This window comes from Hydrogenophaga sp. FW305-3-2-15-A-LB1 (assembly GCF_058787875.1).
The window spans coordinates 39,956-65,059 of sequence record NZ_JBYTAE010000001.1 but is presented as its reverse complement, the minus strand read 5'-3'; the positions used below and the strand labels follow the sequence as shown (position 1 = coordinate 65,059).

Genomic DNA, 25,104 nt, shown 5'->3' with positions numbered 1-25,104 from the left:
GTAGCGGCCTGTCATGCTGAATCTCACCAATGTCCAGATCGTTTACGACAACACCATCGAGGCGGTGCGAGAGGTCTCATTGGCCGTCGGCAAAGGTCGCATAGTCGCCCTGCTCGGTTCCAACGGGGCCGGGAAATCAACCACGCTCAAAGGCATTTCGGGCGTTCTGTATCCGGAAGACGGTGAGATCAAGGGTGGCCAGATCACGTTTGAAAACCGCCAGCTGACCGGCCTGGCGCCGGACGAAATCGTGCGCGCCGGCGTGGTCATGGTGCCCGAGGGGCGCCGCCTGTTCGACCAGTTGACGGTCGAGGAAAACCTCGTGATGGGCGGCTACACACGCAGTCTGACCGACGCCAGGCGCCAGATGGAGATGGTGTATGGGCTGTTCCCGCGTCTGGTGCAAAAACGCAGCACGGTGTCGGGCTACCTGTCGGGCGGCGAACAGCAGATGGTGGCCATCGGCCGCGCGCTGATGTCGTCCCCGAAACTGCTGATGCTCGACGAGCCCACGCTCGGTCTGGCGCCACAGATCAGCGAAGAGATTTTCGACATCATCACCCGCCTGTGCCGCCAGGAAGGCATGGGCATTCTCCTGGTGGAGCAGAACGCACAGATGGCGCTGGCCATTGCCGACTATGGCTACATCATGGAAAACGGCCGCGTGGTGCTCGACGGTGAGGCCGACAAGATGCTGCGCAACGACGACGTGCGCGAGTTCTACCTAGGCTTCGGCGAAGGTGGATCGCGCAAGAACATGCGCGAGGTGAAGCATTACAAGCGGCGCAAACGCTGGCTGTCCTGAGAAAAAAAACATGAACGACACATTGTTAAGGGTCGAAACCCTGTCCAAGCGCTTCGGCGGCGTCGAAGCCGTTGCCGGTGTCAGTTTTCACGTTCGGCGCGGTGAAATCTATTCCCTGATCGGCCCCAACGGGGCCGGCAAGACGACCACCTTCAACATGATCAGCGGCGTCGTCAAGCCCAGCAGCGGCACCGTGCATTTCGATGGCAGCGACATCACCGGCATGCCGGCACACCGCCTGGCCGCCATCGGCATCGGTCGGACCTTCCAGAATCTGGCGGTGTTCAAACATGCCAGCGTGGTGGACAACCTGCTGGTCGGCCGCCACTGCCACATGGCCACCAACGTGCTGGATGCCTCGTGGTTCTTCGGACGGGCGCGGCGCGAGGAGCTCGAACACCGTCGCAAGGTGGAAGAGATCATCGATTTTCTCGAAATCGAGGAAATTCGCGACATGCCGGTGGGCACCCTGTCCTATGGCCTGCAAAAGCGGGTCGAGTTGGGACGCGCACTGGCCACCGAGCCCAAGTTGCTGCTGCTGGACGAAATGGTGTCGGGCATGAACAGCGAGGAGACCGAAGACATTGCCCGCTTCGTGCTGGACATCCGCGACGAACTCGGCATTTCGGTCCTCATGGTCGAGCATGACATGGGCATCGTGATGGACATCTCCGACCGCGTCTGCGTGCTCAACTTCGGCCGCAAGATCGGCGAGGGCACGCCGGCCGAGATATCGGCCAACCCGGCCGTGATCGACGCCTACCTGGGCAGCAAAACCAAGGAGGCCGCGTGATCGACAACCTGGACGCGTTACTGCGCGACGGCAACACCACATTCCCCAAGCTGCTCCAGCACTGGGCACAGCGCTTTCCGGATGCGCTCGCGTTTCGCGAGAAAGATTACGGCATCTGGAACCGGATGACCTGGCAGCACTATTTCGAAACGGCGCGCCGCTTCGCCCTCGGTCTCAAGTCTCTGGGCTTCGACAAGGGCGACCGGCTGGCGATTGCCAGCGAGGACAGTCCGCAGTGGATGTTCACCGACCTGGCCACGCAAGCCATCGGCGGTGTCGTGGTGGGCATCTACCCCACCAACCCGTGGCCGGAACTGCAGTACATCGTGCACCACTCGAACAGCAAGTTCGTGGTCTGCGGCGATCAGGAACAGGTCGACAAGGTGCTCGACGCCATGGCCAAGCACGACACCGGCCTGCCCGACCTGGTGAAGATCATCTGCGTCGACATGAAGGGGATGCGCGGCTACAAACACGACAAGCTGATGTCGTTCGAGGACGTGCTTGAGCTAGGAGACCAAAACGCCGCGGCATCGCCCCAGCACGCGAGCGCCTTTGATCGTGCCATCGAGGACACCCAGCCCGATGACACCTGCATGCTGGTCTACACCTCGGGCACCACCGGGCCGCCCAAGGGCGCGATGCTGTCGCACCGCAACCTGATCGTCACCGTTGACAAGCTCAAAACCCATTTCAAGCTCGACCGGCACAACTACGAAGTGGTCTGCTACCTGCCGTTGTGCCACGTGGCCGAGCGTGCCTTCTCGACGGTCATGCACCTGCTCACCGGTGGCGTGGTCAATTACGCCGAATCGATCGACACGGTAGCCGTCAATCTGCGCGAGATCGCACCCACGGTGTTTTTGGGCGTGCCGCGCATCTGGGAGAAGCTGCAGCAAGGCATTTTGATCCGCATGCAGGACGCCTCGCGCTTTCAGCGCTGGGCTTTCCAGCGCTGCTTCGATGCCGGGCGCCGTCTGTTCGAAAAGGTCGAGGCGCAAGGGGGCCAGCGCAGTCTGTCGGATCGCCTGCACTTCTTCGTTCTGTGGTTGCTGATGTTTCGCAATCTGCAGAAATTCGTCGGCCTGGACCGCATGCAGTGCGGCTTCTGTGGCGGCGCCAGCGTCTCGCCCGAGGTACTGAAGTTCTTCCGCATCCTCGGCATTCCGGTGTACCAGGTCTACGGCATGACCGAGTCCGGCGGGGTGATCTTCTTCCAGCATGAAAAAGCGATCAAACTGGGCGCCACCGGCCTGCCCATCGACGGCCTGAACTGGAAGATCGCGGAGGACGGCGAGCTCGTCGTCAAGCACCCCGCCGTGTTCAAGGGCTACATCCACGACGAAGGCGCCACCGCCAAGACCGTGGTGGACGGCTGGCTGCACACGGGCGACATCGTGGCGCTGGCTGACAACGGCGAGCTGATGATCGTTGACCGCAAGAAGGCCATCATCATCACCAGCGGCGGCAAGAACATCGCGCCCTCGGAGATCGAAAACGCGCTCAAGGACAGCCTGTATGTGCGCGAGGCGATCATCCTGGGCGACGGACGCCACTATTTGGCGGCGCTGATCCAGGTCGACTACGAAACGGTCGGCAAGTGGGCACAAGAACGCAAACTGGCCTACACCACCTACAAGAGCCTGGCCGCGCTGCCCGAGGTGCGCGAACTGATCGACGAGGACGTCAAGCGTGTGAACAAGCTGTTTGCCCGGGTCGAGAACATCCGCAAGTTCCTGATCCTGGAAAAAGAACTCGACCACGACGACGGCGAACTCACCGCCACCCAGAAGGTGCGCCGCAACGTCATCGAAAAAACCTTCGCGAAAGAGATCGCGATCATCTACGGCGCAGGAGCGGGCTGATGGACTATTTTCTGCAACTGGTCATTTCCGGCATCGCCGTGGGCCTGCTCTACGGCTTCATCGGCATGGGCTTTGCGATGATTTACCGCGCCACCGGCGTGGTGAACTTCGCCCAGGGCGAGCTGATGATGCTGGTGTCCTACATCGCCTTCACCCTGGCCGGCACCTTCCAATTTGGCTTCTGGCTCATGCTGGCAGCAACTGTCGCGGCCTCGGTGCTGATTGGCCTTCTGATCGAGGTCTTGCTGATCCGTCCGATGCTTGGTCAGCCGGTGTTTTCCACGGTGATGGTGACCATTGGCCTGGCCGTGATCCTGCGCTCGGTGGTGGTGCTGATCTGGGGCGCAGACCCCATGCCGCTCAATGCCGGCCTGCCAACGGAGGTCATCAAGATCGGCCCGGCCGGCCTGTACCCGGCGCAGCTGTATTCCGTTGGGCTGATGGCGGCCGTACTGCTCGGCCTGTGGACCTTCTTTCGCTATTCGCGGGTCGGTATCGCCATGCGTGCCACCGCCAACGTGCAAACTGCAGCCCTGCTGATGGGCATCAATGTCAAGCGCATTTTCGCCTTGTCCTGGGCCCTGTCGGCGGGGCTCGCCGCCATTGCGGGCGTGTTGATCGGCGTGATCTACGACGTGAATCCCGGCATGTGGACGACAGGTCTGCGCAGCTTTCCCGCGGTCATCTTGGGCGGGCTGGACTCGGTGTTCGGCGCCGCACTCGGCGGCATCCTGATCGGGGTGGTCGAGAATCTGTCGGAAGGCTATATCGGCCGCGGCATGAAGGAGATCGCCGGTTTTGTTTTGATCCTCGTCGTCCTTATGGTCAGACCCTATGGCCTGTTCGGCAAACCTGAAATCGAGCGTGTCTGATGCGTAGCGGAAACTTCAAACAAAACTATCGTCAGCTGCTGGCACTGACCGACTCGGTTCCTGTCATCGTCTGGTCGTGTCTGCTGGTGGCGCTGCTGGCGGCCGCGCCACTGCTGCTGGCCAAGTACTATGTCTCCGTCATTCTGCTGCTGCTGATCACAGCGGTGGGGGTGTTGGGCCTTAACCTGCTGACCGGGACCACCGGGCTGATCTCGCTCGGGCACTCGGGGTTTCTGGCGGTCGGCGCCTACACGGCCGGCATCGTGGCCAGCAAACTTGGCTGGCCAATGCTGGCGTCCATCTTTGCCGGTGGCGTGAGCGCGGCCATCGCCGGGATCATCGTGGGCATACCCTCGCTGCGTCTCAAAGGGCTGTACCTGGCCATCACGACGATGGCATTTGCCGTGATCATCAACCACCTGATCCTCAACGGTGGCGACCTGACCGGAGGCTCGGAAGGCTTGACGGTGCCGCAACCCTCGCTGTTCGGTCAGGCGCTGGGGGCAGAACGTGGCTACTACTACGTGGTGCTGTGCTTTGTGGTGGTGTTCACCTTCATCACCCTGAACATCCTGCGCAGCCGCATTGGCCGGGCGTTCCAGGCGATTCGGGAGCACGACATCGCAGCCAAGGCCATGGGCGTCAACCTGGTGCGCTACAAGTTGCTGGCGTTCATGGTCAGCGCCTTCTACACCGGCATCGCCGGGGGCTTGCTGGCCTACTACACACGCTACCTGAATGTCGACAGCTTCAGCCTGCTGATATCGATCGAGGCGCTCTCCATGCTCATCGTCGGCGGCCTGGGTTCTGTAGCCGGCGCCTTGCTCGGAACGGCTTTCATCGTCCTGCTCAACGAAAGCCTGGGCTTCGTGTTCGGCATGATCGGCGCCAGCTTCGGCGGGTCGGGCTCCACTGCCGCCTATGAGATCAAAGGCGTCATTTATGGACTCGCGATTGTGTTGTTCCTGCGTTTTGAGCCCGATGGCCTGATGGGGCGATGGCGCGACATCAAGCATTACTGGACCCATTGGCCCTTCCGATTCTGACCCCGCAGCACACGCGCTGCTTATTCCATAGGAGACCTGCGATGCGAACACTACAGAAGCTGACCCAGCGCTTTTGCCTCGGCGCCCTCGCCGCACTGACCTTCGGCAGCGCACTGGCGGCAGATCCCGGGGTCACGAACGAGAAACTCGTGCTTGGCGCGGTCATCCCGCTGAGCGGCCCGCCCAGCATCATTGGCAAGGCCATTGCCACGACCCTGAAAGTTTGGGAGCAGGACGTCAATTCGCGCGGCGGCATCGGCGGACGCAAAGTCGACATTCGCATTGAGGACGACGGCTATGTGCCGCAGCGCGCTGTCCAGGGTCTGAAAAAACTGATTGATGTCGAACAGATCTTTGCATTGATCGGCACCTCCGGCTCGTCGCAGTTGCTGGCCATGCTGCCCATCATCGACGAGCAGAAAATTCCCGCCATCAACCATATCGCCGTCAACAGCGCCCACTTCAACCCACCGCACAAGACGCTGTTCAATATCGGGGCAACTTACTGCCAGGAGGTCTCTGCCAGCATGAAGCATCTGGTCACATCCCAGAAGCTGCAGGGATCGAAGTTCGGCCTGATCTTCCAGGAAGACGATTACGGCACCGACGTCAAATGCGGCTACGAACAGGCCCTGAAAGAGCTCGGCTTGAAAAGCAGCATCGAAGTTGCCTACAAACGCGGGGCGAAGGATTTTTCCGCCGAGGTGTTGAGCGTGCAGCGCGCCGGCGCCACCTTCGTGCTGACCGGCGGCATCATCACCGAAACCGCCGCCATGCTCAAAGAGATCGCGAAGAACCAGATGCAAGCCGTGCGCCTGGCCGCTCACCCTTCGCATCTGCCTGCGGTACTGGCCCTGGCCGGCCCGGCAGCAGACGGCGTGTACGTCGCCGAGTATGTGCCTCCAGTGACCGACATACAAACACAGGGCATTGGCAAACTCACCGCACTGACCTACAAATATTTTTCAGCCAATGAGGTCAAGGACATGAACCGGTATTCATTGACCGCCTATGTAGGTGTCCAGTTGCTCGAATCAGCGCTCAACGCATGTGCCAAAAACCTCACACGTGCCTGCGTGGTCGAAAAGCTCGAGCAGACCAAAAATTTCACCAGCGACGGCATCATGGCCCCATTGACCTTCGGGCCCAATATTCGACAGTCGGGGACCCGCCCCATTTTGCTCAAGGCGAATGCCAGCGCCGGGAAATTCGAGCGAGCCTCTGAATTTCTGAGTTCCAAGTAATCAAGACGACGTGCCACCAGCCCCTCCCCCATTACTCAACCAGGAGTGCCTTTTCATGACACGCAAATACTTTCGATATGCCGCCACCAGTCTGCTCAGCATGGTTATCAGCCTGACGGCCACGACCGCCGCTGCTGCCGACCCCGGTGTGACCGACGCCAAAATCGTCCTCGGCTCGGTGACGCCCGTCAGCGGCCCCCCTAGCCTGCTGGGCAAGGCCCACATGCTTGCCTTGCGGGTATGGGAGCAGGATGTCAACGCCCGTGGTGGCATCAACGGCCGCAAGGTGGAAATTCGCCAGGAAGATGACGGCTATGTGCCTCAGCGTGCTGTGCAAGGCGTCAAGCGACTGGTCGACGTGGAAGGCATCTTCGGCCTCATCGGCACCTCGGGCTCAGCGATGCTGCAAGCCATGCTGCCCTACATCAACGAGCAAGGCTTGCCAACTATCAACGCGATGGCCGTGGCAGCAGCGCACTTCACCCCACCGAACAAAACGGTATTTGTGATCGGGCCAACCTATTGTCAGGAGTTGAGCTCCGCCATGAAAAACATGGTCGCTAGCAAGAAGTTGCAAAAGGAGAAGTTTGCGCTGGTCTATCAGGATGACGAGTTTGGCAGCGACGTGCGTTGCGGCTACCAGAAGGCGATCAAGGATCTGGGGCTTAACAGCGTGTCCGAGATCTCCTTCAAGCGTGGCACCAAGGACTTCTCGGCTGAGATGCTGAGTCTGAAGCAGGTGGGAGCGACCTTTCTCGCGTCGGGCGGCGTGGTAGCCGAGCATTCGATGCTGATGAAGGAATCCGCTAAAAACCAGATGTCGCTGACCTTCCTTGCCGTGCATTCGGCCCACCTGACCCCTGTTCAGGCGCTCGCCGGTGCCGCGGGCGACGGCTACTTCGTCGCAGACTATGTCCCGCCTCTGACCGACCTGTCGGTGCCAGGCATGGCCAAGTTCATGGGGTTGGCACAGAAATATCTGTCAGCCGACGAGTTGAAGTCGCTCAACCGCTATTCGATCACAGCCTACGTCGGTGCGCTGCTAATGGAAGACGCGATCCGCCGCTGTGGCAAGGCGCTGACCCGCGCCTGTGTCGTCGAGAAGCTGGAGACAACCAAGAACTTCAGCACCGATGGGCTGGCTTCTCCCATCAGTTTCGGCCCCAATGACCGGCACTCGCCGAGCAGCGTGCTCGTGTTGCGCTCGGACGCCAAAAACTCCCGCTTCGAGCGCGTGTCCGAACCCATCCCCGTGCTCGATTGACACCAGACGCCGTTCGTCACCCGCCGTACAACTGGTTCCGCCCGTGTTTCAAAAAGTTCTGATCGCCAACCGTGGCGAGATCGCGCTGCGGATCCTGCACACACTCAAGGGCATGGGGCTCGCCACCGTGGTGGCCCACCACGCGGTGGACGCCGATAGCCCGGCCGTGCTGGAGGCTGACGAGTCGGTCGAATTGCACGGCTTGACGCCCGTGGCGGCCTACCTCGATATCGCGCAGTTGGTTGAAGCGTGTCGGCGCATTGGGGCACAGGCGCTGCATCCCGGTTACGGCTTCCTGTCTGAAAACGCGGCGTTTGCGCGTGCGCTGGAAGCTGCTGGCATCGTCTTCATTGGCCCGCGTCCGGACAGCATCGAACTGATGGGCGACAAGGTGCGCGCGCGCAGCTTCGTCGCCCAACGCGGCTTTCCGGTGGCACCGAGCGCCATCGAGGACGATGACCCGGCCAGCTTCGTCGAGCGCGCCAGGGCGCTCGGCGCGCCGCTGCTGATCAAGCCTTCAGCCGGCGGTGGCGGCAAGGGCATGCGCATCGTGCGTGACCTCGCCGTGTTGGATCGCGAGATCGAGACCGCACGGCGCGAAGGTGAGCGCTATTTTGGCGACGGTCGGCTGTTTGTCGAGCGCTATGTGGAGCGCCCGCGGCACATCGAGGTGCAGGTGATGGGCGACGCGCATGGCCAGTTGGTGCATTTCTGGGAGCGTGAATGTTCAGTGCAGCGACGCTTCCAGAAAATCATTGAAGAAACCCCCTCCCCGGCCCTTTCACCGGTGCAGCGCCACGATATTTGCGAAGCCGCAGCCGGCATTGCCCGCGCCGCCAACTATCGCGGCGCCGGCACCGTGGAGTTCATCTACGGCGCCGGTGGCGAGTTTTACTTTCTTGAGATGAACACGCGTCTGCAGGTCGAACACCCGGTCACCGAAATGGTGACGGGCTTTGACCTCGTTCGCGAACAGGTACGCGTCGCCCAGGGTGAGCCGCTCGGCTACACCCAGGCGGACATCGTGCAGCTTGGTCACGCCATCGAATGCAGGCTTTACGCCGAAGACGCCGAGCATGATTTTCGCCCCTCCACCGGTGACATCCTGTGCTGGCGACCACCCTCTGGTTCCGGCGTGCGGGTTGATGCCGGCGTGCGCGAAGGACAGGCGGTAACTGCCGCATTTGACCCCATGATCGCCAAAATTATTTGCCATGGAAACACGCGTGCACAGGCTATCGAACGCTCCATCCTGGCGCTTGAGCAATCGGTGCTGTTGGGTCTGACCACCAACGCACGCTACCTCACGCGGGTACTGCGCCATGCCGAGTTCCGTGCTGGGCAGGCCGACACCGGCATGCTGGCACGCTGCGCCGACGAGCTGCGCGAGTCTCTCACCCCCGATGACATCGACCTGGTACTGGCATCGGCGGTGCTCGCCGACCGCGAACTGTTGCGCGCCGTTCACTCCATTCCCGCGATGCACGCCGCCATGGGACCCTGGAGGAATTGACGATGCGCCGCCGCTATGTCATCAATGGCAAGGTCCATGACCTCGTGGTAACACGTGGAGCGAATGGCGTGTTCCACGTCAGCCATGGCGAACGCAAATTCGAGATGCAGGGGAAGACGCTGCCTGATGGCCGTTGGCGGGTCACCGTGGATCAGCGCCCGCAAGCCGTCTGGATCGCCGCGCAAGGCGACAGTCGATTCGTGCACAGTGCGGCCACCGGTGCCCTTGAAGTCGAGGTGATCGATCTCAGCGCAGCCTCCGGCGGCGACCGGGCCGGTGCCGCTTCCGACTTGCTGCAGGCGCCAATGCCCGGCACGGTGATCGCGGTTCATGTGGCAGCCGGCGAAGCCGTGCACACGGGCCAACCGCTCATCGTGATCGAAAGCATGAAGCTGGAAACCACGCTGACGGCACCGCGCGACGCCCGGGTCAAGACTGTGTACTTTGCCGTTGGCAACACCTTCGCTCTCAAGTCCACCCTCGTGACGCTGCAAGACCCCTGAGAACCGATTGATGAAACGCATCGACTCCCGCATCGACACCGCATCCGAAGCGTTCCGGCGAAACCATCAAGCCATGAGCGCCATCGTCGCGAATTTTCGCGAGCGCATGGAAATCACGCGCCACCAACGTCCGCCGCATGAGATCAAGCGCGTGCGCGCGCAGGGCAAATTACTGGTACGTGAACGGCTGGACCTGCTACTAGATCCCGGTACGCCCTTTCTTGAGTTCTCGGCGCTGGCTGCCTGCGAGGACTACAACGGCGAGGTCCCGGGTGCCAACGTGGTCACTGGCCTGGGCGTGGTCAGTGGCCGCGAGGTGCTGATCCACGCCGACGATTCCAGCGTCAAGGGCGGTGTCTGGTACACGCTCACGCCACGCAAGCTGGCACGACTGCTGGACATCGCGCTGGAGAACCAGTTGCCGGTCCTGCATTTGTGCGACAGCGGCGGCGCCTTCCTTGAAGAACTGTCAGGCGTGTACATCGAGGGTGGCCGGGTGTTCCGCAACCAATGCCTGCTGTCCAAGGCCGGCGTGCCGCAGGTCGCGATGGTGTTCGGCAACTGCACCGCCGGCGGTGCCTACATCCCGGCGCTGTGCGATTACAGCATCATCGTGCGTGGCACCGGCGGCGTGTTCCTCGGCGGGCCACCGCTCGTGAAGGCCGCCACCGGTGAGGAGCACACCGCCGACGAGATCGGAGGCTGTGATTTACACACCCAGGTATCCGGCACGGTCGACTACCCGGCTGACAATGAGGCCCACGCCATCGCGATTTGCCGCGAGATCGTTGCGCAGTTCAAGCCCGCGACGAAAAGCTACCTGCCAGAACGCGATGCCGAGCCACCCTACTACGACCCCGACGAAATGCTGGGCATCGTCTCGCCCGACCACCGGGTGCAGTTTGACCAGCGCGAACTCATTGCCCGCATCGTCGACGGCAGCCGCTTCCACGAATACCAACCCGCTTATGGCACCACGCTGATCTGCGGCTACGCCTACATCTGGGGGTACCGCGTGGGCATCCTCGCCAACAACGGCGTGTTGTTCAGCGACAGTTCCAAGAAAGCGGCGCACTTCATCTCGCTGTGCAATCAGAACCGTACACCGCTCGTGTTTCTTCAAAACACCACCGGCTACATGATCGGCCGCAACTACGAAATGGAAGGCATCACCAAGGACGGCGCCAAGATGTTGATGGCGCAGGCTGGCAGCGAGGTGCCCAAGTTCACCGTCATCACCAGCGCAGCTTTCGGTGCGGGCTATTACGGCATGTGCGGACGGGCGTGGGATCCACGGATGATCTGGGCCTGGCCGAACGTGCACATGGGGGTGATGGGCCCCGATCAGGCCGCCAACACCCTCGCCGACGTGAAAATCGCCCAGTTGCGCCGCAAGGGCCACACGCCCGATGAGGCCGAGATGGCGCAATTGCGCCAGCGCGTGTACGAAAAGGCCGAACGCGAATCCAACGCCTACTTTGCCACCTCGCGCTTGTGGGACGACGGTCTGCTGGCGCCCACTGACACCCGCAACGCACTGGGCATGGCACTCTCAGCCGCCGCACACGCCCCGATCGCCGACCCGCACTACGGAATTTTCCGATTCTGAAGGGACAACATGACAGAAGACACCACCTTCGGCTTCGACGATGAAGCCCTCGCAACCCGCCCCACCGTCTACCAGAGCGGACTCTTCGAAGGCCAGGTGGTGATGGTCAGCGGCGCCGGCAGCGGCATCGGCAAAGCCATCGCCTTCCTGTACGCGCGCCTGGGCGCCAAGCTGGTCATCTGCGGGCGCGACCCAGCCAAGCTAGAGAGCTGCGCCGAATGGCTGCGCCGGCTCGGCAGCCCTGATGTGCTGGTGCACCCTATGACGATCCGTGATCCCGAGCAGGTGGAACAGTTGATCGACGTGGCCTGGCTGCACTTCGGACGCATCGACGTGCTCGTCAACAACGCCGGCGGGCAATTCCCGCAGCGGGCGCTGGACTACAGCGTCAAGGGCTGGAAGGCGGTGATCGACACCAACCTGAACGGAACCTGGTACATGATGCATGCGATGGCGCGCCGCTGGCAGGGCACCGGCACGCGGGGCAACATCGTCAACATCGTCGCCACCTTCCAGCGGGGCATGCCGGGCGTGGCGCACACCTGCGCTGCGCGCGCCGCGGTGACTCACCTGTCTAAAACTGTTGCAGTGGAGTGGGCGCAGCATGGCATCCGCGTCAATTGCATAGCGCCTGGAGCGATCGCCAGCACCGGCTTTCGTCAGTACTCCCCCGAGGCGGTGAAGGCCTTCGCCGGAGCCAACCCGATGAAACATGTCGGTGACGTGCAGGACGTGGCCGAGGCCGCGGTCTACCTCAGCGCGCCCAGCGGCAAGTTCGTCACCGGCGAACTGCTCACGGTGGATGGCGGCGGCGTGCTCTGGGGCGAAGTCTGGACCATCGCCAAACCCGATTACTTCAAGGTGAACACATGAATTCGGCTGACTCGCAACACCCCAAGTTCGGCCCGGGCGACGAGGCCCTGGCCGCACTCCCGACGGTCTATCGCGACGACCTTTTCGCCGGCAAAGTGGTGCTGGTGTCGGGCGCCGGCAGTGGCATCGGCAAGGCGATTGCCTTCCTGTTCGCGCGGCTGGGTGCCACGCTCGCCATCTGCGGGCGCAAGGCCGACAAACTCGAGGACTGCGCCGAAAAACTGCGCGCGCTGTCGGGCCGTGAGGTAATCACCTACCCGATGACCATCCGCGACCCCGAGCAGGTGGACGCCATGCTCAGTGCCGTGTGGGAACGTTTGGGCGGCGTCGACGTGCTGGTCAACAACGCTGGCGGCCAGTTTGCCGCCCATGCGATGGACTTCAACGTCAAGGGCTGGAACGCGGTGATCGACACCAACCTCAATGGCAGCTGGTACATGATGCAGGGCGCGGCCAGGCGCTGGGTGGAGCAAGGCCGGCCCGGCAACATCGTCAACATCACCGCCGCCATCGACCGCGGCCTCACGGGCATGGCGCACACCACCGCCTCGCGCGCGGGCGTCATTGCGCTGTCCCGCACGCTGGCCATCGAGTGGGCAGAGCACGGCATCCGCCTGAACTGCATTGGCGCCGGCGCCATCGAGAGCAACGGTTTCAACAACTACCGCGAGGAAAACGTTTCCACTTTCTACTCGTGCAATCCGATGAAACGGGCCGGCGACGTGCAGGACATCGCGGAGGCGGTGGTCTACCTCGCCGCACCCTCGGGCAAGTTCATCACCGGCGAGGTGCTCAACGTCGAAGGCGGGATGCTGCTGTGGGGCGAGTTCTGGCCAGCCGGAAAGCCCGACTACTTCAAGGTCGATCAAGAGTGACCTCGCAGCCTCCTCTTCCGTCGGCAACGTACTCCCACGGGCCTTTTCAGCAGCTCGTCGGGTACGACATCCTGCACAACGAGCGCGGCCTGTATTTCCGGCTGCCGATCCGGCGCGACCACCTCAACCCCCACGGCGTGCTCCACGGCGGCGTGCCCCTGACCTTGCTCGATGCGGTCGGGGGCAGAACCCTGATCGACCGGCCGATCCCGGGCAGCGGCCAGCTCATCCAGTCGTCGGTAACGGTCACGCTCACTGTGGATTTCATGCGTGCGGTCGGCACAGGAATCCTGTTTGCATCGGCAACGCCTGACCACATCGGCAAGACGGTGGCCTATGTGTCGGTGAAGGTCACGCTCGACGCACTCGACGGAGACATCGTGTCGCGCGGCATCGGCACCTACCGCATCTACACCAAGTCACTGGTCAAAGCGGTCTGATCGGTGCTCGGCGGAGACCGCCCGGCAAAGCACTGCGGCTCAATGCAAATGATCATCGGGCGGCGGAAGGATTTTCAGCTCGCGGTTGATGCGTTCGATTTGGTCGGGCTGAAACTGCGTCGAATGCCTGTGGTCCATTTTCCCCAGCCCCCACCATTCTTCGACTACAAGAGTTCGTCGTCGTGTTCGCCAATGAACGGCGCGGGGCTTGGGCGATCAGTCACCGTCCGGCTGAACCTCGGTGCCGGTGAAGGTTGGAGCACGCCGTCTCGCTCAAAGAAAGTGCCGCGCGCACTGTTGTGTGGATGATGTGCAGCCTCTTCCAGAGTCAGCACCGGTGCAAAGCACACGTCGGTCCCTTCCAGCAACGCACACCAGTGCGCTCTCGGCTGGATGCGGAAGATGTCGGCGATCTGGCGTTTGAGCGTCGGCCAGACGGCCGGATCGCGTTGCCGTTGAAACTCGGGATCGTTGATGCCTAGCTTCTCCAGCAGCAACACATAGAATTGGGGTTCCAGTGATGCGATCGAGATCCATTTCCCGTCAGCGCACTCATAGGTGTCGTAGAAATGCGATCCGCCATCCAACAGATTGGCCTGCCGTTCATTCTTCCACATTCCCAGCGCTTTGAGGTCGCAGACGATGGAGGTCAGCAGCGCCGCGCCGTCGGTGATCGCAGCATCGACCACCTGACCACGGCCAGAGGTGCGCGCTTCAAGCAAAGCGCAAACGATGCCAAAGGCAAGCATCATGCCGCCGCCGCCCAGGTCGCCGACCATCGCCGGCGGCGCTACTGGCCCGCCGTCCGAGCGGCCAATCATGCTGAGCGCGCCCGACAGCGCGATGTAGTTGATGTCATGACCGGCGGCCTGCGCGAGCGGGCCGTCCTGGCCCCAGCCGGTCATGCGCCCGTAGACGAGTCGTGGGTGGCGTGCCAGCAGCACGTCTGGGCCCAAACCCAGCCGCTCCATCACGCCCGGGCGAAAACCTTCAATGATCGCGTCGGCCCCGTCGACAAGTGCCAGCACCCGCTGCACGTCTGCGGGCGACTTCAGGTCGACCGCCACCGAACGGCGACCGCGGTGCAACACGCTGCGCCGCCCACTGGCAAGGAAGGTGCCATCTCCGCGGTCTTTTCCCTTGTCGGCCTTGCGATCCAGGCGGATCACGTCGGCGCCCATGTCGGACAGCAACATTGCGCAGAACGGTCCGGGGCCAATGCCGCCGAACTCGATCACTTTCAAACCTTGCAAGGGACCACTCATTTGTTGTTGCTCCTCAAACCGAACTAAAACCACCAGCCAACCGACTGCTACCCCAACCAGCGCTTGCGTCGCTTGTAGTGCTTTACCTCGCGAAAGCTCTTGCGCACCCCCTCGCGGTCCAGGCCGAGATAAAACTCGCGCACATCCTCGTTGTCGCGGAGTTCCTGGGCCTGCCCCTCCAGCACGATGCGACCGCTCTCCATGACATAACCATAGTCGGCGATCTCCAGGGCGACGCGTGTGTTTTGCTCGACGATGAGCAGCGACAGCCCCTGCTCACGCAGGTGGCGCAGCACGCTGAAGACTTCCTCGACCATGCGCGGCGCCAGCCCGAGTGACGGCTCGTCGATCAGCATGAGTTTGGGCTCGGCCATGATTGCGCGCCCGATCACCAGCATCTGCTGCTCGCCGCCCGACAGATAGCCGGCCGTGCGTTTTCGCAGTTCGGCCAGGCGCGGAATCGCTTCGTACACGCTGTCCATCGCCTGGCGCATCGCCTGCGCCGATGGAAACATGTGGCCGCCGATGATGAGGTTTTGCTCGACCGTCATGTGCTGCAGCACGCGCCGCCCTTCCATCACATGAACCAGACCACCGCGCACCACGGTCGCCGGATCGTGCCCCTGAATCGGTCGGCCGTCGAAGGTGATCGACCCGCCCGAGACGCGGCCATCTTCCGAGTCAATGACGCCGGAGATGGCTTTCAGGGTGGTGCTCTTACCTGCGCCGTTGGCGCCCAGCAGCGCCACGCACCCGCCTTCGGGGACCTTCATCGACACGCCCTTGAGCGCCAGGATCACCTCGGCATACAACACCTCAACGTTGGATAGAGTCAGCACCGCCGGATCGGCAGCCGCATGGGGCGTGGTCCGTTGATCCGGTGCTGCAGCAATGGCTGAATTCACCATTTAGGCACCACTGGCACGTTCACATCGGCTGCAGCCCGAACGACCTTGCCGTCCTTCATGGTCGCGATGTTGACCTTGGCGGTGCCGGTGGGAAAGGGGGTGTCGTTGCTGAAGTCCACGCCTGGCAGTATGCCCATCAGGTCGTTGCTGGTGAACTGGCTGTTCATCAAGGTCTCGCGCACCGCTTCGCCAGTGACTTTGCCGGCACCCTTGGCCTTGATGGTGGCCTCAATCGCGCGCACTGCCACGACGCTTTGGCCCAGGCCCATGATGGTCATGGCATTCCAGCCCGATTTCAGGCCATGCTTTTCCTGCAACATGCTGTAGAACTTGCGTGCGGTCGTGTCGTCTTCGCTGGCATCGGCGATGGCGCCCACTTCGAAATCACCGGCAAAGCCATTCGGGTCGCCCAGTGCCTTAGATGATCCCACCACGCCGTTGTGCAGCGAGAGCATGATCGGGACGTTTTTGCCCAGCGCCTGCAGCGCACGTTTGGTGGCCACGGCCTGGGCGGTGTTGGTCTGGATCACGATCACATCGGTGCCAGCATTGACCAGGCGACGCACCGCCAGGGTCAGGTCGGCCGGTTGCACTTCGGTCCAGATCGCCTCGACGAAGGTGGCTTTGTCCGGGTTGGCCTTGGTGTAGCTTTGCAGGCCCTTGGCCATGTCGGCATAAGCGGGGGTGGCTTCGGAGGTGATGATCGCCACCTTGACAGGGCGCTTGCCATCGAGTTTGGTGGTGCGGAACCATTCCAGGAATCCGCCCGCCTCGTGGGCGTAGGTGGGGCGCAGGTTCAGGGCCCATTGGTTGGGTTTCCAGCCGAAGCCGTAGGTGGCGGTGGCCATGACCATGGGAATCTTGTCTTCCGGCAAGCGCTGCTGCAACGCGGCGGCATCCGGGCCACCGAGGCCGAGCAGGATCGCGGGTTTGACTTCGGCCTTGATGCCGGGCCACAGGCTGGCGGTTTGCGCCACGTCGTAGCGGGTGTCGAAGGTTTTGACGACGATCTGCACGTTGAGTTTGCTGCCGACTTCCTTGTTCCACCACTCGATCACTGCGAGTCGCCCGCCCTGCATCTGGGACATGACGTTGGCGTAGGGGCCGGCGAAGTCGGCAAAGGCGGCCACGTTGATCGTCGTCGATTGCGCATGGGCGGGCGCATTCAGCAGCAGACCAGAGGCCAGGGCGGCCGTGAGTTTGAGAAAGGTATTGCGTTGCATGCTTGTCTCCAATTGTGGTGGTGGTGAGGAAAAGGGGCGGGGGATTGCGACTCGCTGTGCCGGGCGGGCTCAGTGGTGAAACGGCCAGAGCCGGTAGTTGGTTTTCAGGATGTTCCAGCGGTGCATCAGGCCTTTCGGTTCAAGCAGCAGGAACAGCGTGATGATGAGGCCGAGAAACACATTCATGCTGGCGAAGATCAGGTCGCTGCTCAGGCTGGGGATGCGCTCGACCAGGTCGGGCCCGAGGCTGGTGATGGTTTCCTGCACACCACGGATGAGCACGGTGCCTATCAGTGCCCCGACGATCGAGCCGAGCCCGCCGACGATCATCATGGCAATGAACCAGATCGAGTTGAACAGCGTGAACTGATCGACCGAGACGAAGCGCACCTGGTAGGCCCACAGGGCACCACCGATGCCAGCGTAAAAAGCGCCGAGCACGAAGGCGCGCGACTTGGCGCCGGCCACGTCAACGCCCATCATGCCGGCGGCCACATCGTCGTCGCGCACGGCGACAAAGGCGCGCCCGTGGCGGCTGCGCAGGATACCGAAAGCGCCGATGACCATCACCATGGTGACGACAAGAAACAGGTAGTACAGCGAGCGGTCGGTGTTGAACAAAAATGTGCCCATCCGCGCCGGCTCCAGGCTGAAGCCATTCACGCCGCCGAGCCAGGCTGAAGGCAGATTCAGCACAATGAAGTGAAAGATGAACTGGGCCGCGATGGTGGTCAGCGCGAGGTAAAAGCCCTTGATGCGCGCCGCCGTCATGCCAAACAACCAGCCGGCCAGCGCCGCTACCAGGCCCGCCACCGGCACCGCCACCCAGAACGGCAGCCCGGCCTTGACCTCGACCACGCTGGCGGCGTAGGCGCCGACGCCCATGAAGGCGGCCTGGCCCAGGTTGATTTGCCCGGCGTAGCCGGTGGTGATCTGCAGCCCGACCACCACGATGGACGTGACCAGCATCAGGTTGGCTACGGCTACCAGACGCGCCGAGGCGAACCAGGGGAGGAACAGGAGAATTGCGATGAACAGTCCCAGGGTGACCCATTGGGCGCGCGTACGGATCAGCGCGCGGTCGCGCGCATAACTGGTGGAAAAAATGCCGGAGGGATCCATGGGTCAGACTCTTTCAATGCGTTTCCAGCCGAACATGCCGGTCGGACGAACCACCAGCACCACCAGCATGAAGATATAGGGGACGACGGCGGCGGCATTGCCGCCGATCAGCGGGTCGATGTAGGCGGCGGTCAGTCCCTGCACGACCCCGACGATAATGCCCGCCAGCAGCAGACCGCCGATGGACTCGAGCCCGGCCAGCAGGGCCACCGGCAGGGCGGCGAAGCCGATTTCAGAGGACAGGAAGGTCAGCGACTTGCCGCTCAGGTAGACCATCGAAGTGATGACCGACAGAACGCCGCCAAGCGCCCAAGCGAAGGCGATGGAGCGGCGCACGCTGATGCCCATGGCCAGAGCGATCTGGTGGTCTTCGGCCACCGCCGACATCGCCAGCCCGCTGCGACTGCGGTTGAAGAACCAGTGCAGCGCCACGGCCGCCAGCACCGCGATGAGGCCACCAATGGCGAGCGAGCGCGGGATGATCATCTCGCCCAAGATGATTGGCGTGAGGGGAAAGATGGCGGGGAACTGACGCTCCTGCGGACCCCAGATCGCCAGCACCAGTCCACGCATCAGGATCAGTAGCCCGATGGTGACCATGATCATAGAGAACACCGACTCGCCAATCAGGCGCCTGAACAGCAGGCGTTCAATCACTAGCCCGATCAGCACCGAAATGCACAGTGCAACAGCGATGCCCAGCACCGGATGCATGCCGCGCGACTGGATGGCCCACCACAGCAGAAAGGCGCCCAGCACGATCATCTCGCCAATTGCCATATTGAAGACCTTGCTGGCGCGGTAGATGACGACAAAGCCCATGGCCACCAGCGAATACAGCAGGCCAAGCAGCGCGCCGTTGATGGTGTAGTTGATGAATTCGATGATCATGGTGTGTGTGTCTGGTCGATGTCGGTGGCCACCACGGTTGCGCGCAACACGCCCTGGCGGCCGTCCTGGTAGGTCACGGCTATTTCGCAGGCAATGTCGGCGGCACCTGCATACAGTCCGTCAATCAGCGCCCCGTAGCGCACCTCGAGAAACTCTCGACGCAGCTTGCGCGTGCGCGTCAGTTCGCCTTCGTCGGGATCAAGCTCCTTCGGAAAATTGGCAAAACGCACCACCCGCGAGCCTTCGGGCAGCAGTTTGTTGATGCGGCGGATTTCGCCCTGCACCAGTTGCCGCACCTCGGGCCGCTGCGATAGGTCGGTGAAGGTGGAGAATGCGATGCGCCGCTCCTCGGCCCAGCGGCTGGTCACAGCCATGTCGATGTTGATCAGCGCGCCAACCCAGGGCCGGGTGGCGTCGCCCAGCACCATCACGTCCTTGATAAAGGGCGAAAAGCGCAACCGGGTCTCGATGAACTGCGGGGGATACGGGTGACCGCTGGCGAGTTTGACCAAGTGTTCCACCCGGTCGAGGTAGACAAGTTCTCCGCGCTCGGTCTTGCGCACTGCGTCACCGCTGACGTACCAGCCGTCGCGCTGGATGGTGGCGGTCTTCTCGGGCTTGCCCCAGTAGCCGAGAAAGCCGGTACCTCCGCGCAGCAACAGTTCGCCATTGTCCTCAATGCGCGATTCCAGCGGCGCGCCGAAGGCAGGGTCCACATCCAGTAGCGGGCCCACGGTTTCGAGGTCGCAGCGCTCGCCGCGGTGGCCAGCAATCAGACCAAACTCCGAGCAGCCATAAATATTGCGCAAGTGGACGCCCATGGCGTGAAATAAGCGAAACACGTCGGGTGCCATGGCGGTGCCGCCTGAAACCGCGACATCGCTGCGAATAAAGCCGAACTGATCGCGCACCGGGCGCAGGGCCAGCGCCTCGGCCACAGGCAGCAGCAGGCGCGACAGCCACGGTGCCGCGCGCCCTTCGAGTCGCGCCACATGCACGTCATGGCCGATGCGGATGCCCCAGCGGTAGATGCCGCGTGCCATCCAACTCGCGGCGAGCATGCGCGCCTCGATGGTGGCGGCGATGTTCTCCCATTGGCGCGGGCCAAACAGCACGATGTGCGGCGCAAGTTCGCGCACGTTGGGCAAGACCTGGTCGGGGCCTTCCGGGAAGTTGACCACCAGCGGCGTGATCAGCCCGAGGGTCACGCCCAGCAACTGCTCGGTGATCCAGGCCAGCGGCGTGTAAGACAAATATTCCATGCCGGCTTCCAGCGGCAACGCGCTCCTCATCCGAACCGCGTTGTCCATCAGCCAGCGGTGGCTGATCATCACGCCCTTGGGCTTGCTGGTGGTGCCGGAGGTGTAGGTCAGTAGTGCCAAATCGTCCGCTTGGCCGGCGTTGACTTCACGTTCGAAGCGCTGCGGGTGCCTCTCGTGCTGGCGCCGACCTTCAGCGGTCAGGTCATCAAAGGATTGCAGCAGCGTATGCCGGTACGACCACATGCCCGAGTTGTCCCAGTAGGCGATGCCCCGGATGTCGGGCAGCCGCTCCAGCAGCGCAAGCGCCTTGTCAACCTGCTCCTGATCCTGCGCGAAGATGAAGCGGGCCTTTGAATCCTCGCACAGGTAGTGCAACTCGTCGACGGTGGCGTCAGGGTAGACCGATACGATTTTGACGCCCAGTGACTGGGCCGCAAACAGCGCCCAGTAGTGCTCTGGTTCGTTCTCGCCGATCACAATCGCGGTTTCGCCACGCTGCAGGCCCTGCGCCGCCGCGCCAAGCGCAATGCTGCGCGTTCGATCAAATACGTCGGCCCATGTATGGCAGCGCCACATACCTTTGCGCTTGACGCGCTGCGCCAGCAACTGTGGATGTTCCCGGGCGTGGGCGAACAACTTCTGCGGCAGGGTCATGACGACTTCTGGGGCGGGGTCGGTCGCACTCATGCCGCTGCTCCCAAGTAGGCCTGGATCACGGCCGGGTCGGCCTGCACTTGTGCAGGCGTGCCGTCGGCGATCTTGCGGCCAAAGTCGAGCACCGCCACGCGGTCTGCCAGATCCATGACCACCCCCATGTCGTGCTCCACTAGCACAACCGGGATGCGCTTGGCCTCGCGCACGTCTATGATGAAACGGGCCAGATCTTCTTTTTCTTCGGTGTTCATGCCGGCCATGGGTTCATCCATTAACAGAACCTTGGGTTCCATCGCCAACGCACGGCCCAGGTCAACGCGCTTGCGAAGACCGTAGCCGAGCGCGCCTACCGGCTGGTGGCGGATATTCTCAATTTCAAGGAAGTCGATGATTTCCTCGACTGCTTCCCGGTGCAGCGTTTCTTCACGCTGGGTCCAGGGAAAGTAGAGAAATGCCTGCGCCAGATTTGATCGCATCTTGCTGTAGCGGCCGACCAGGATGTTGTCGATCACGCTCATGTTGGAGAACAAATGGGTGCCCTGAAAAGTGCGCACCACGCCTTCGCGCGCGATCTGGTGCACCGCGCGGCCTTTGATGTCTTGACCACGGTAGTGAACGCTGCCTTGTTGCGGCAGGTAGAAGCCGCTGAGCACGTTCATCAAAGAGCTCTTGCCCGCGCCGTTGGGCCCAATGATGGCCAGCAGCTCGTTGTCACGCACATCGATGGCGACCTCGGCCAGCGCGGTGACACCGCCAAAGCGCAAGGTGATGTCCCGCGCCTGCAGCACCGAAGCCTCGCTGGATGGGCTAATCGAGGAGTTAGAGGTCATGGGTTAGGAGAAGGCGTTGATGCCGGTCAGGGCGCGGCCAATGATGAGTTTCTGGATTTCGGTGGTGCCGTCGGGAATCGGCATCATGCGTGCGTTTCTGAACAACAATTCAACGCCGAAGTCTTTGGTTATGCCGTTGCCGCCGTGAATCTGCACTGCTTTCGACGTGACATTGACCGCCATCTCGGTCGCGTACCATTTGGCCATGGCGCTTTGCACCTCGCTGCGCACGCCGTGGTCGATCAGGTTGAAGGCGCGGTAGACCAGCAGACGCGCGGCGTCGAGTTCGGTCGCGGCTTCGGCAAGCATGCCCTGGATCAATTGATGGCCGCCGATGGGCTTGCCATGCTGGCGGCGTTCCTTCGAATAGGCCACCGCCTTGTCGAGCGCCGCCTGTGCGATGCCCACCGAGGTAAGACCGACCATAGGACGCGCTTTCTCGAACAGCACCATGGTGTTCTTCAGGCCGGTGCCGGGGGCTATCATCATGTTGGCGGCCGGCACGCGCGCGCCATCGAAGAACAGCTGAGCGGTCGAGGTGCTGTTGAGCCCGAGCTTGTCGATGTTGCGGCTTTCGTAGCCGTGTTCGGCGCGGTCCACCAAGATCATCGAGATGGCGCCAGAACCTTCTTGTGAGGTACGCACGATGACCATGCAAAAGTCGGAGTAGTGGCCGTTGGATATCCAGGTTTTCTCCCCGGTGACAATGTAGTGGTCGCCATCGCGCTGGGCACGGCAGGTGACTTCAGCCACGTTGGAGCCGACCCCGGGCTCGCTGATGCCGCTGCAGGCAATGATTTCGGCGCGTACCATGCGTGGCAAATATTTCTCACGCATGGCCACGTTCGTGCAGACCTCCAGCGAATAGGCGCCGAGCTGCTGAATCAACAGCGAGATTGCCACGTCGCCGGAGATGCGAGCGAGTTGCTCATACATCAGTGCATAGGTGAGCCAGGGCATGCCCAGACCACCATGTTCCTCGGCAATGATGCCGTTGCCGCCCATGCCGTAGGGCAGCATCTTCTGGAAGATCTCCAGCATCACCTCTTTTTCAATTAGCTTGTCGGGCTGGTAGCGTTCGACAATCGGACGCAGTTCGGTCTCCAGGAAGCGAGTGAAGCCTTCCACGGCCATGCGCTGTTCTTCGGTGGGGAGGAAATTCATGGTGCTGGTCTCGGTGTGTTGTCGGTCTCGTTCAGCGAGTGCTCATGCGTGCACCGGCATCAATGTGCAAACAGGTCGCATTGATATAGGGGTTCTCGACGATGGAGCGCACCAGGTGGGCCAGCTCGCTGGCTTGACCCATGCGGCGCGGGAACAGAATCATGCGGTCAACGATGGCCAGTGCGACCTTCTTTGGCAGGCCCGCGACCATCGGCGTTTCGAACAAGCCCGGCGCAACCGCTACGCAGCGGATGCCCAGATCGGCCAGGTCCCGTGCCACCGGCAGCGTGAGGCCGATCACCCCGGCCTTGCTGGCGGCGTAGGCCGCCTGTCCCATCTGGCCGTCCTGTGCGGCACCGGACGACAGGTTGATGATGACGCCGCGCTCATCACCCTCAGGCTCATTGCACGCCATCGCCACGGCTGCCAGGCGCAGCACGTTGAACGTGCCGGTCAGGTTGACGGCAATCACCTTGTCCCACAGTGCCAGGGGAAAGGGTTTTCCATCGGACAAGGTCTTGGCTGCGTCGGGCACGCCAGCGCAGTTGATGCAAATGTGAATGGCGCCAAAACGGGCCAGGGTTGCGTCGATGCCCGCCTGCACCTGTGACTCACTGGTGACATCCACCTGCTCGAACATGGCGGCAGAACCCAGTTCGTTGGCTGCCTGTACACCACGCTCGCTGTCGCGGTCGAACAATGACAACCGCGCGCCGCCTTCGGCGAGCGCATCAGCCACCGCGCGTCCCAGGCCTGAAGCACCACCTGTGATGATGGCCACCTTGTCGTGAACAATCATTTTTGCCCTTCAGCGACCGAGAATGGTGATGGCGGCCACGGCTTCTTCAATTCCGAACAGGCCCCCACCGTTTTCTGCAATGGCAAGGCGGGCCCCTTGCACCTGGCGGGCCCCCGCTTCGCCGCGCAACTGCACGACCAGTTCGTGCAACTGACCCAGCCCGGTGGCGCCGATCGGGTGCCCCTTGGACTCCAGTCCGCCCGAGGTGTTGATCGGGATGCGTCCGCCAATCGTGGTGTCGCCGCGCTCGGCGAGCGGCCCGCCTTCGCCGAACGCACAGAAGCCAAGGTTTTCACTCTGCACGATTTCGCCGATGGCGGTGGCATCGTGGACCTCGGCCAGCGAAATGTCTTGCGGGCCAACGCCTGCGAGTTCGTAGGCTTGTTTGGCAGCCTTGACGGTGATGTGTTGATCCAGGTCTTCAGGGCGGCGGGTGCTGCCGGTGGCAATGACCGATGCCAACACCTTGATGGCGCGCCCACGCTTTGCCAGGCGCGCCAGTGCTGCTTCGGAACACACGACGACTGCGGCAGCCCCGTCGCTGATGGGTGCGCACATCGGCAGCGTCAATGGGTAGGCGATGGGGGGCGCGGCCAGTACCTCGTCAATGGTGTATGCATTGCGGTATTGCGCCAGCGGGTTGTGCACCGAATGGCCATGATTCTTGGCCGACACGGCGGCAATTTGTCGCTGCGTGGTGCCGAACTCGCGCATGTGAAAGCGACCAAAGGCGGCGTAAATGTCCATGAACAGGCTGTAGGGCGCCTTGGACATGGACCCTTCCGGCGGCTCAATACCGTGCCCCATTTGCAGCAGCCTGCGTTTGTTCTCCTCGACCGTGGCCACGTCCCAGGCGCCGTCGAAGACGCTGAACATTTTGGCTTTGTCGGCGCAAAACATTTTCTCGGCACCAATGGCCAGCGCGATCTCGCCTGCCCCCGAGCGCACGTACTGCACCGCCAGGTTGAAAGCCGAGCTGGCACTGGCGCAGGCGTTCTCAATGTTGAAGATCGGGATGGACTCGAAGCCCATCGAACGCAACACAATCTGGCCACGGATCATGGTCTGGCCTTCGAGCGCGCCCTGGGTTGCGTTAGAAAAGTATGCCGACTGGATGTCGCTGATGGACAGTCCGGCATCGGCCAGCGCGGCATTCACAGCAGCGGCGGTCAGTTGCTTGATATCGCGGTCAATAAACTTGCCGGTCGGCGTCATGCCGACGCCGACTACGTAGACGGCGGCTTGCGGGCTGGTCATGGAAATGCGTCCATTCAGAACAAGTGG

General features: G+C 62.4%; 23 protein-coding genes. 13 read left to right on the top strand and 10 right to left on the bottom strand.

Going from position 1 to position 25,104, the window contains the following annotated elements; genetic code table 11:
* The first annotated feature begins 13 nt into the window (after positions 1 to 13).
* From AC3WPZ_RS00295 to AC3WPZ_RS00235, 13 genes are read left to right on the top strand one after another with little or no spacing between them, the layout of a single operon-like run.
* Positions 14 to 805, top strand: coding sequence for an ABC transporter ATP-binding protein (locus AC3WPZ_RS00295; protein WP_056278262.1), 792 nt, complete (start codon positions 14 to 16; stop codon positions 803 to 805).
* A 10-nt stretch (positions 806 to 815) separates the two neighbouring features.
* Complete coding sequence (locus AC3WPZ_RS00290) at positions 816 to 1,598, top strand: ABC transporter ATP-binding protein (RefSeq protein ID WP_056278265.1); 783 nt, start codon at positions 816 to 818, stop codon at positions 1,596 to 1,598.
* A complete protein-coding gene (locus AC3WPZ_RS00285; RefSeq protein WP_056278268.1) occupies positions 1,595 to 3,463 on the top strand; it encodes an AMP-dependent synthetase/ligase in 1,869 nt (622 codons plus the stop codon). Before AC3WPZ_RS00290 ends, AC3WPZ_RS00285 begins: the two co-directional genes overlap by 4 nt.
* Entirely contained in the window at positions 3,463 to 4,335 is an 873-nt protein-coding gene (locus AC3WPZ_RS00280; RefSeq protein WP_056278272.1) for a branched-chain amino acid ABC transporter permease, read from the top strand. Before AC3WPZ_RS00285 ends, AC3WPZ_RS00280 begins: the two co-directional genes overlap by 1 nt.
* The gene (locus tag AC3WPZ_RS00275; RefSeq protein WP_056278277.1) at positions 4,335 to 5,381 is read left to right on the top strand and encodes a branched-chain amino acid ABC transporter permease; all 1,047 of its coding nucleotides are present in this window, start codon (positions 4,335 to 4,337) and stop codon (positions 5,379 to 5,381) included. Before AC3WPZ_RS00280 ends, AC3WPZ_RS00275 begins: the two co-directional genes overlap by 1 nt.
* A 41-nt stretch (positions 5,382 to 5,422) precedes the next feature.
* Positions 5,423 to 6,625: an ABC transporter substrate-binding protein gene (locus AC3WPZ_RS00270; RefSeq protein WP_069047296.1), complete on the top strand. Its 1,203-nt coding sequence runs from the start codon at positions 5,423 to 5,425 to the stop codon at positions 6,623 to 6,625.
* 55 nt (positions 6,626 to 6,680) lie between these two features.
* Entirely contained in the window at positions 6,681 to 7,889 is a 1,209-nt protein-coding gene (locus AC3WPZ_RS00265; protein WP_056278283.1) for an ABC transporter substrate-binding protein, read from the top strand.
* Between the two features lie 43 nt (positions 7,890 to 7,932).
* A complete protein-coding gene (locus AC3WPZ_RS00260) occupies positions 7,933 to 9,402 on the top strand; it encodes an acetyl-CoA carboxylase biotin carboxylase subunit (protein ID WP_086124712.1) in 1,470 nt (489 codons plus the stop codon).
* Positions 9,403 to 9,404: 2 nt separating this feature from the next.
* Positions 9,405 to 9,905, top strand: a complete 501-nt coding sequence (locus tag AC3WPZ_RS00255) for a biotin/lipoyl-containing protein (protein ID WP_492437698.1) — start codon at positions 9,405 to 9,407, stop codon at positions 9,903 to 9,905.
* 10 nt (positions 9,906 to 9,915) lie between these two features.
* A complete protein-coding gene (locus AC3WPZ_RS00250) occupies positions 9,916 to 11,514 on the top strand; it encodes an acyl-CoA carboxylase subunit beta (RefSeq protein WP_297393909.1) in 1,599 nt (532 codons plus the stop codon).
* A 9-nt stretch (positions 11,515 to 11,523) separates the two neighbouring features.
* A complete protein-coding gene (locus AC3WPZ_RS00245; protein WP_008905438.1) occupies positions 11,524 to 12,387 on the top strand; it encodes an SDR family oxidoreductase in 864 nt (287 codons plus the stop codon).
* Positions 12,384 to 13,262: an SDR family oxidoreductase gene (locus tag AC3WPZ_RS00240; RefSeq protein ID WP_056278294.1), complete on the top strand. Its 879-nt coding sequence runs from the start codon at positions 12,384 to 12,386 to the stop codon at positions 13,260 to 13,262. The genes AC3WPZ_RS00245 and AC3WPZ_RS00240 overlap by 4 nt, the downstream gene beginning before the upstream one ends.
* Positions 13,259 to 13,702 carry a PaaI family thioesterase gene (locus tag AC3WPZ_RS00235; RefSeq protein ID WP_056278297.1) on the top strand — a complete coding sequence of 148 codons (444 nt, stop codon included), beginning with the start codon at positions 13,259 to 13,261 and terminating at the stop codon, positions 13,700 to 13,702. The genes AC3WPZ_RS00240 and AC3WPZ_RS00235 overlap by 4 nt, the downstream gene beginning before the upstream one ends.
* Before the next feature lie 164 nt (positions 13,703 to 13,866).
* Here AC3WPZ_RS00235 and AC3WPZ_RS00230 read toward each other — a convergent pair whose 3' ends face one another.
* The 10 genes from AC3WPZ_RS00230 to AC3WPZ_RS00185 form a co-directional block, all read right to left on the bottom strand.
* The gene (locus AC3WPZ_RS00230) at positions 13,867 to 14,967 is read right to left on the bottom strand and encodes a CaiB/BaiF CoA transferase family protein (RefSeq protein ID WP_056278300.1); all 1,101 of its coding nucleotides are present in this window, start codon (positions 14,965 to 14,967) and stop codon (positions 13,867 to 13,869) included.
* A 47-nt stretch (positions 14,968 to 15,014) separates the two neighbouring features.
* A complete protein-coding gene (locus AC3WPZ_RS00225) occupies positions 15,015 to 15,875 on the bottom strand; it encodes an ABC transporter ATP-binding protein (RefSeq protein ID WP_086124714.1) in 861 nt (286 codons plus the stop codon).
* A complete protein-coding gene (locus tag AC3WPZ_RS00220; RefSeq protein ID WP_056278303.1) occupies positions 15,869 to 17,098 on the bottom strand; it encodes an ABC transporter substrate-binding protein in 1,230 nt (409 codons plus the stop codon). Before AC3WPZ_RS00220 ends, AC3WPZ_RS00225 begins: the two co-directional genes overlap by 7 nt.
* A 69-nt stretch (positions 17,099 to 17,167) precedes the next feature.
* A complete protein-coding gene (locus tag AC3WPZ_RS00215) occupies positions 17,168 to 18,220 on the bottom strand; it encodes a branched-chain amino acid ABC transporter permease (RefSeq protein WP_056278306.1) in 1,053 nt (350 codons plus the stop codon).
* Positions 18,221 to 18,223: 3 nt separating this feature from the next.
* Positions 18,224 to 19,111 (bottom strand): branched-chain amino acid ABC transporter permease, encoded by an 888-nt coding sequence (locus AC3WPZ_RS00210; protein ID WP_172823112.1) that lies wholly within the window; start codon positions 19,109 to 19,111, stop codon positions 18,224 to 18,226.
* Positions 19,108 to 21,027, bottom strand: a complete 1,920-nt coding sequence (locus AC3WPZ_RS00205; RefSeq protein WP_082586008.1) for an AMP-dependent synthetase/ligase — start codon at positions 21,025 to 21,027, stop codon at positions 19,108 to 19,110. The genes AC3WPZ_RS00210 and AC3WPZ_RS00205 overlap by 4 nt, the downstream gene beginning before the upstream one ends.
* A gap of 29 nt (positions 21,028 to 21,056) precedes the next feature.
* Positions 21,057 to 21,857, bottom strand: a complete 801-nt coding sequence (locus AC3WPZ_RS00200; RefSeq protein ID WP_056278313.1) for an ABC transporter ATP-binding protein — start codon at positions 21,855 to 21,857, stop codon at positions 21,057 to 21,059.
* A gap of 3 nt (positions 21,858 to 21,860) precedes the next feature.
* On the bottom strand, positions 21,861 to 23,021 hold the full coding sequence (locus AC3WPZ_RS00195; RefSeq protein WP_056278316.1) for an acyl-CoA dehydrogenase family protein: 1,161 nt from the start codon (positions 23,019 to 23,021) through the stop codon (positions 21,861 to 21,863).
* Between the two features lie 31 nt (positions 23,022 to 23,052).
* The gene (locus AC3WPZ_RS00190) at positions 23,053 to 23,820 is read right to left on the bottom strand and encodes an SDR family NAD(P)-dependent oxidoreductase (RefSeq protein ID WP_492437691.1); all 768 of its coding nucleotides are present in this window, start codon (positions 23,818 to 23,820) and stop codon (positions 23,053 to 23,055) included.
* 9 nt (positions 23,821 to 23,829) lie between these two features.
* Positions 23,830 to 25,077 (bottom strand): thiolase family protein, encoded by a 1,248-nt coding sequence (locus AC3WPZ_RS00185; RefSeq protein ID WP_056278322.1) that lies wholly within the window; start codon positions 25,075 to 25,077, stop codon positions 23,830 to 23,832.
* Positions 25,078 to 25,104 lie beyond the last annotated feature (27 nt).

What these genes read in the sequence shown, in the direction of transcription:
- AC3WPZ_RS00295 (WP_056278262.1), top strand. Translation starts at nt 14, where the DNA reads ATGCTGAATCTCACCAATGTCCAGATCGTTTACGACAACACCATCGAG.
- AC3WPZ_RS00290 (WP_056278265.1), top strand. Translation starts at nt 816, where the DNA reads ATGAACGACACATTGTTAAGGGTCGAAACCCTGTCCAAGCGCTTCGGC.
- AC3WPZ_RS00280 (WP_056278272.1), top strand. Translation starts at nt 3,463, where the DNA reads ATGGACTATTTTCTGCAACTGGTCATTTCCGGCATCGCCGTGGGCCTG.
- AC3WPZ_RS00275 (WP_056278277.1), top strand. Translation starts at nt 4,335, where the DNA reads ATGCGTAGCGGAAACTTCAAACAAAACTATCGTCAGCTGCTGGCACTG.
- AC3WPZ_RS00270 (WP_069047296.1), top strand. Translation starts at nt 5,423, where the DNA reads ATGCGAACACTACAGAAGCTGACCCAGCGCTTTTGCCTCGGCGCCCTC.
- AC3WPZ_RS00265 (WP_056278283.1), top strand. Translation starts at nt 6,681, where the DNA reads ATGACACGCAAATACTTTCGATATGCCGCCACCAGTCTGCTCAGCATG.
- AC3WPZ_RS00255 (WP_492437698.1), top strand. Translation starts at nt 9,405, where the DNA reads ATGCGCCGCCGCTATGTCATCAATGGCAAGGTCCATGACCTCGTGGTA.
- AC3WPZ_RS00250 (WP_297393909.1), top strand. Translation starts at nt 9,916, where the DNA reads ATGAAACGCATCGACTCCCGCATCGACACCGCATCCGAAGCGTTCCGG.
- AC3WPZ_RS00245 (WP_008905438.1), top strand. Translation starts at nt 11,524, where the DNA reads ATGACAGAAGACACCACCTTCGGCTTCGACGATGAAGCCCTCGCAACC.
- AC3WPZ_RS00240 (WP_056278294.1), top strand. Translation starts at nt 12,384, where the DNA reads ATGAATTCGGCTGACTCGCAACACCCCAAGTTCGGCCCGGGCGACGAG.
- AC3WPZ_RS00230 (WP_056278300.1), bottom strand. Translation starts at nt 14,967, where the DNA reads ATGAGTGGTCCCTTGCAAGGTTTGAAAGTGATCGAGTTCGGCGGCATT.
- AC3WPZ_RS00225 (WP_086124714.1), bottom strand. Translation starts at nt 15,875, where the DNA reads ATGGTGAATTCAGCCATTGCTGCAGCACCGGATCAACGGACCACGCCC.
- AC3WPZ_RS00220 (WP_056278303.1), bottom strand. Translation starts at nt 17,098, where the DNA reads ATGCAACGCAATACCTTTCTCAAACTCACGGCCGCCCTGGCCTCTGGT.
- AC3WPZ_RS00215 (WP_056278306.1), bottom strand. Translation starts at nt 18,220, where the DNA reads ATGGATCCCTCCGGCATTTTTTCCACCAGTTATGCGCGCGACCGCGCG.
- AC3WPZ_RS00210 (WP_172823112.1), bottom strand. Translation starts at nt 19,111, where the DNA reads ATGATCATCGAATTCATCAACTACACCATCAACGGCGCGCTGCTTGGC.
- AC3WPZ_RS00205 (WP_082586008.1), bottom strand. Translation starts at nt 21,027, where the DNA reads ATGACCCTGCCGCAGAAGTTGTTCGCCCACGCCCGGGAACATCCACAG.
- AC3WPZ_RS00200 (WP_056278313.1), bottom strand. Translation starts at nt 21,857, where the DNA reads ATGACCTCTAACTCCTCGATTAGCCCATCCAGCGAGGCTTCGGTGCTG.
- AC3WPZ_RS00195 (WP_056278316.1), bottom strand. Translation starts at nt 23,021, where the DNA reads ATGAATTTCCTCCCCACCGAAGAACAGCGCATGGCCGTGGAAGGCTTC.
- AC3WPZ_RS00190 (WP_492437691.1), bottom strand. Translation starts at nt 23,820, where the DNA reads ATGATTGTTCACGACAAGGTGGCCATCATCACAGGTGGTGCTTCAGGC.
- AC3WPZ_RS00185 (WP_056278322.1), bottom strand. Translation starts at nt 25,077, where the DNA reads ATGACCAGCCCGCAAGCCGCCGTCTACGTAGTCGGCGTCGGCATGACG.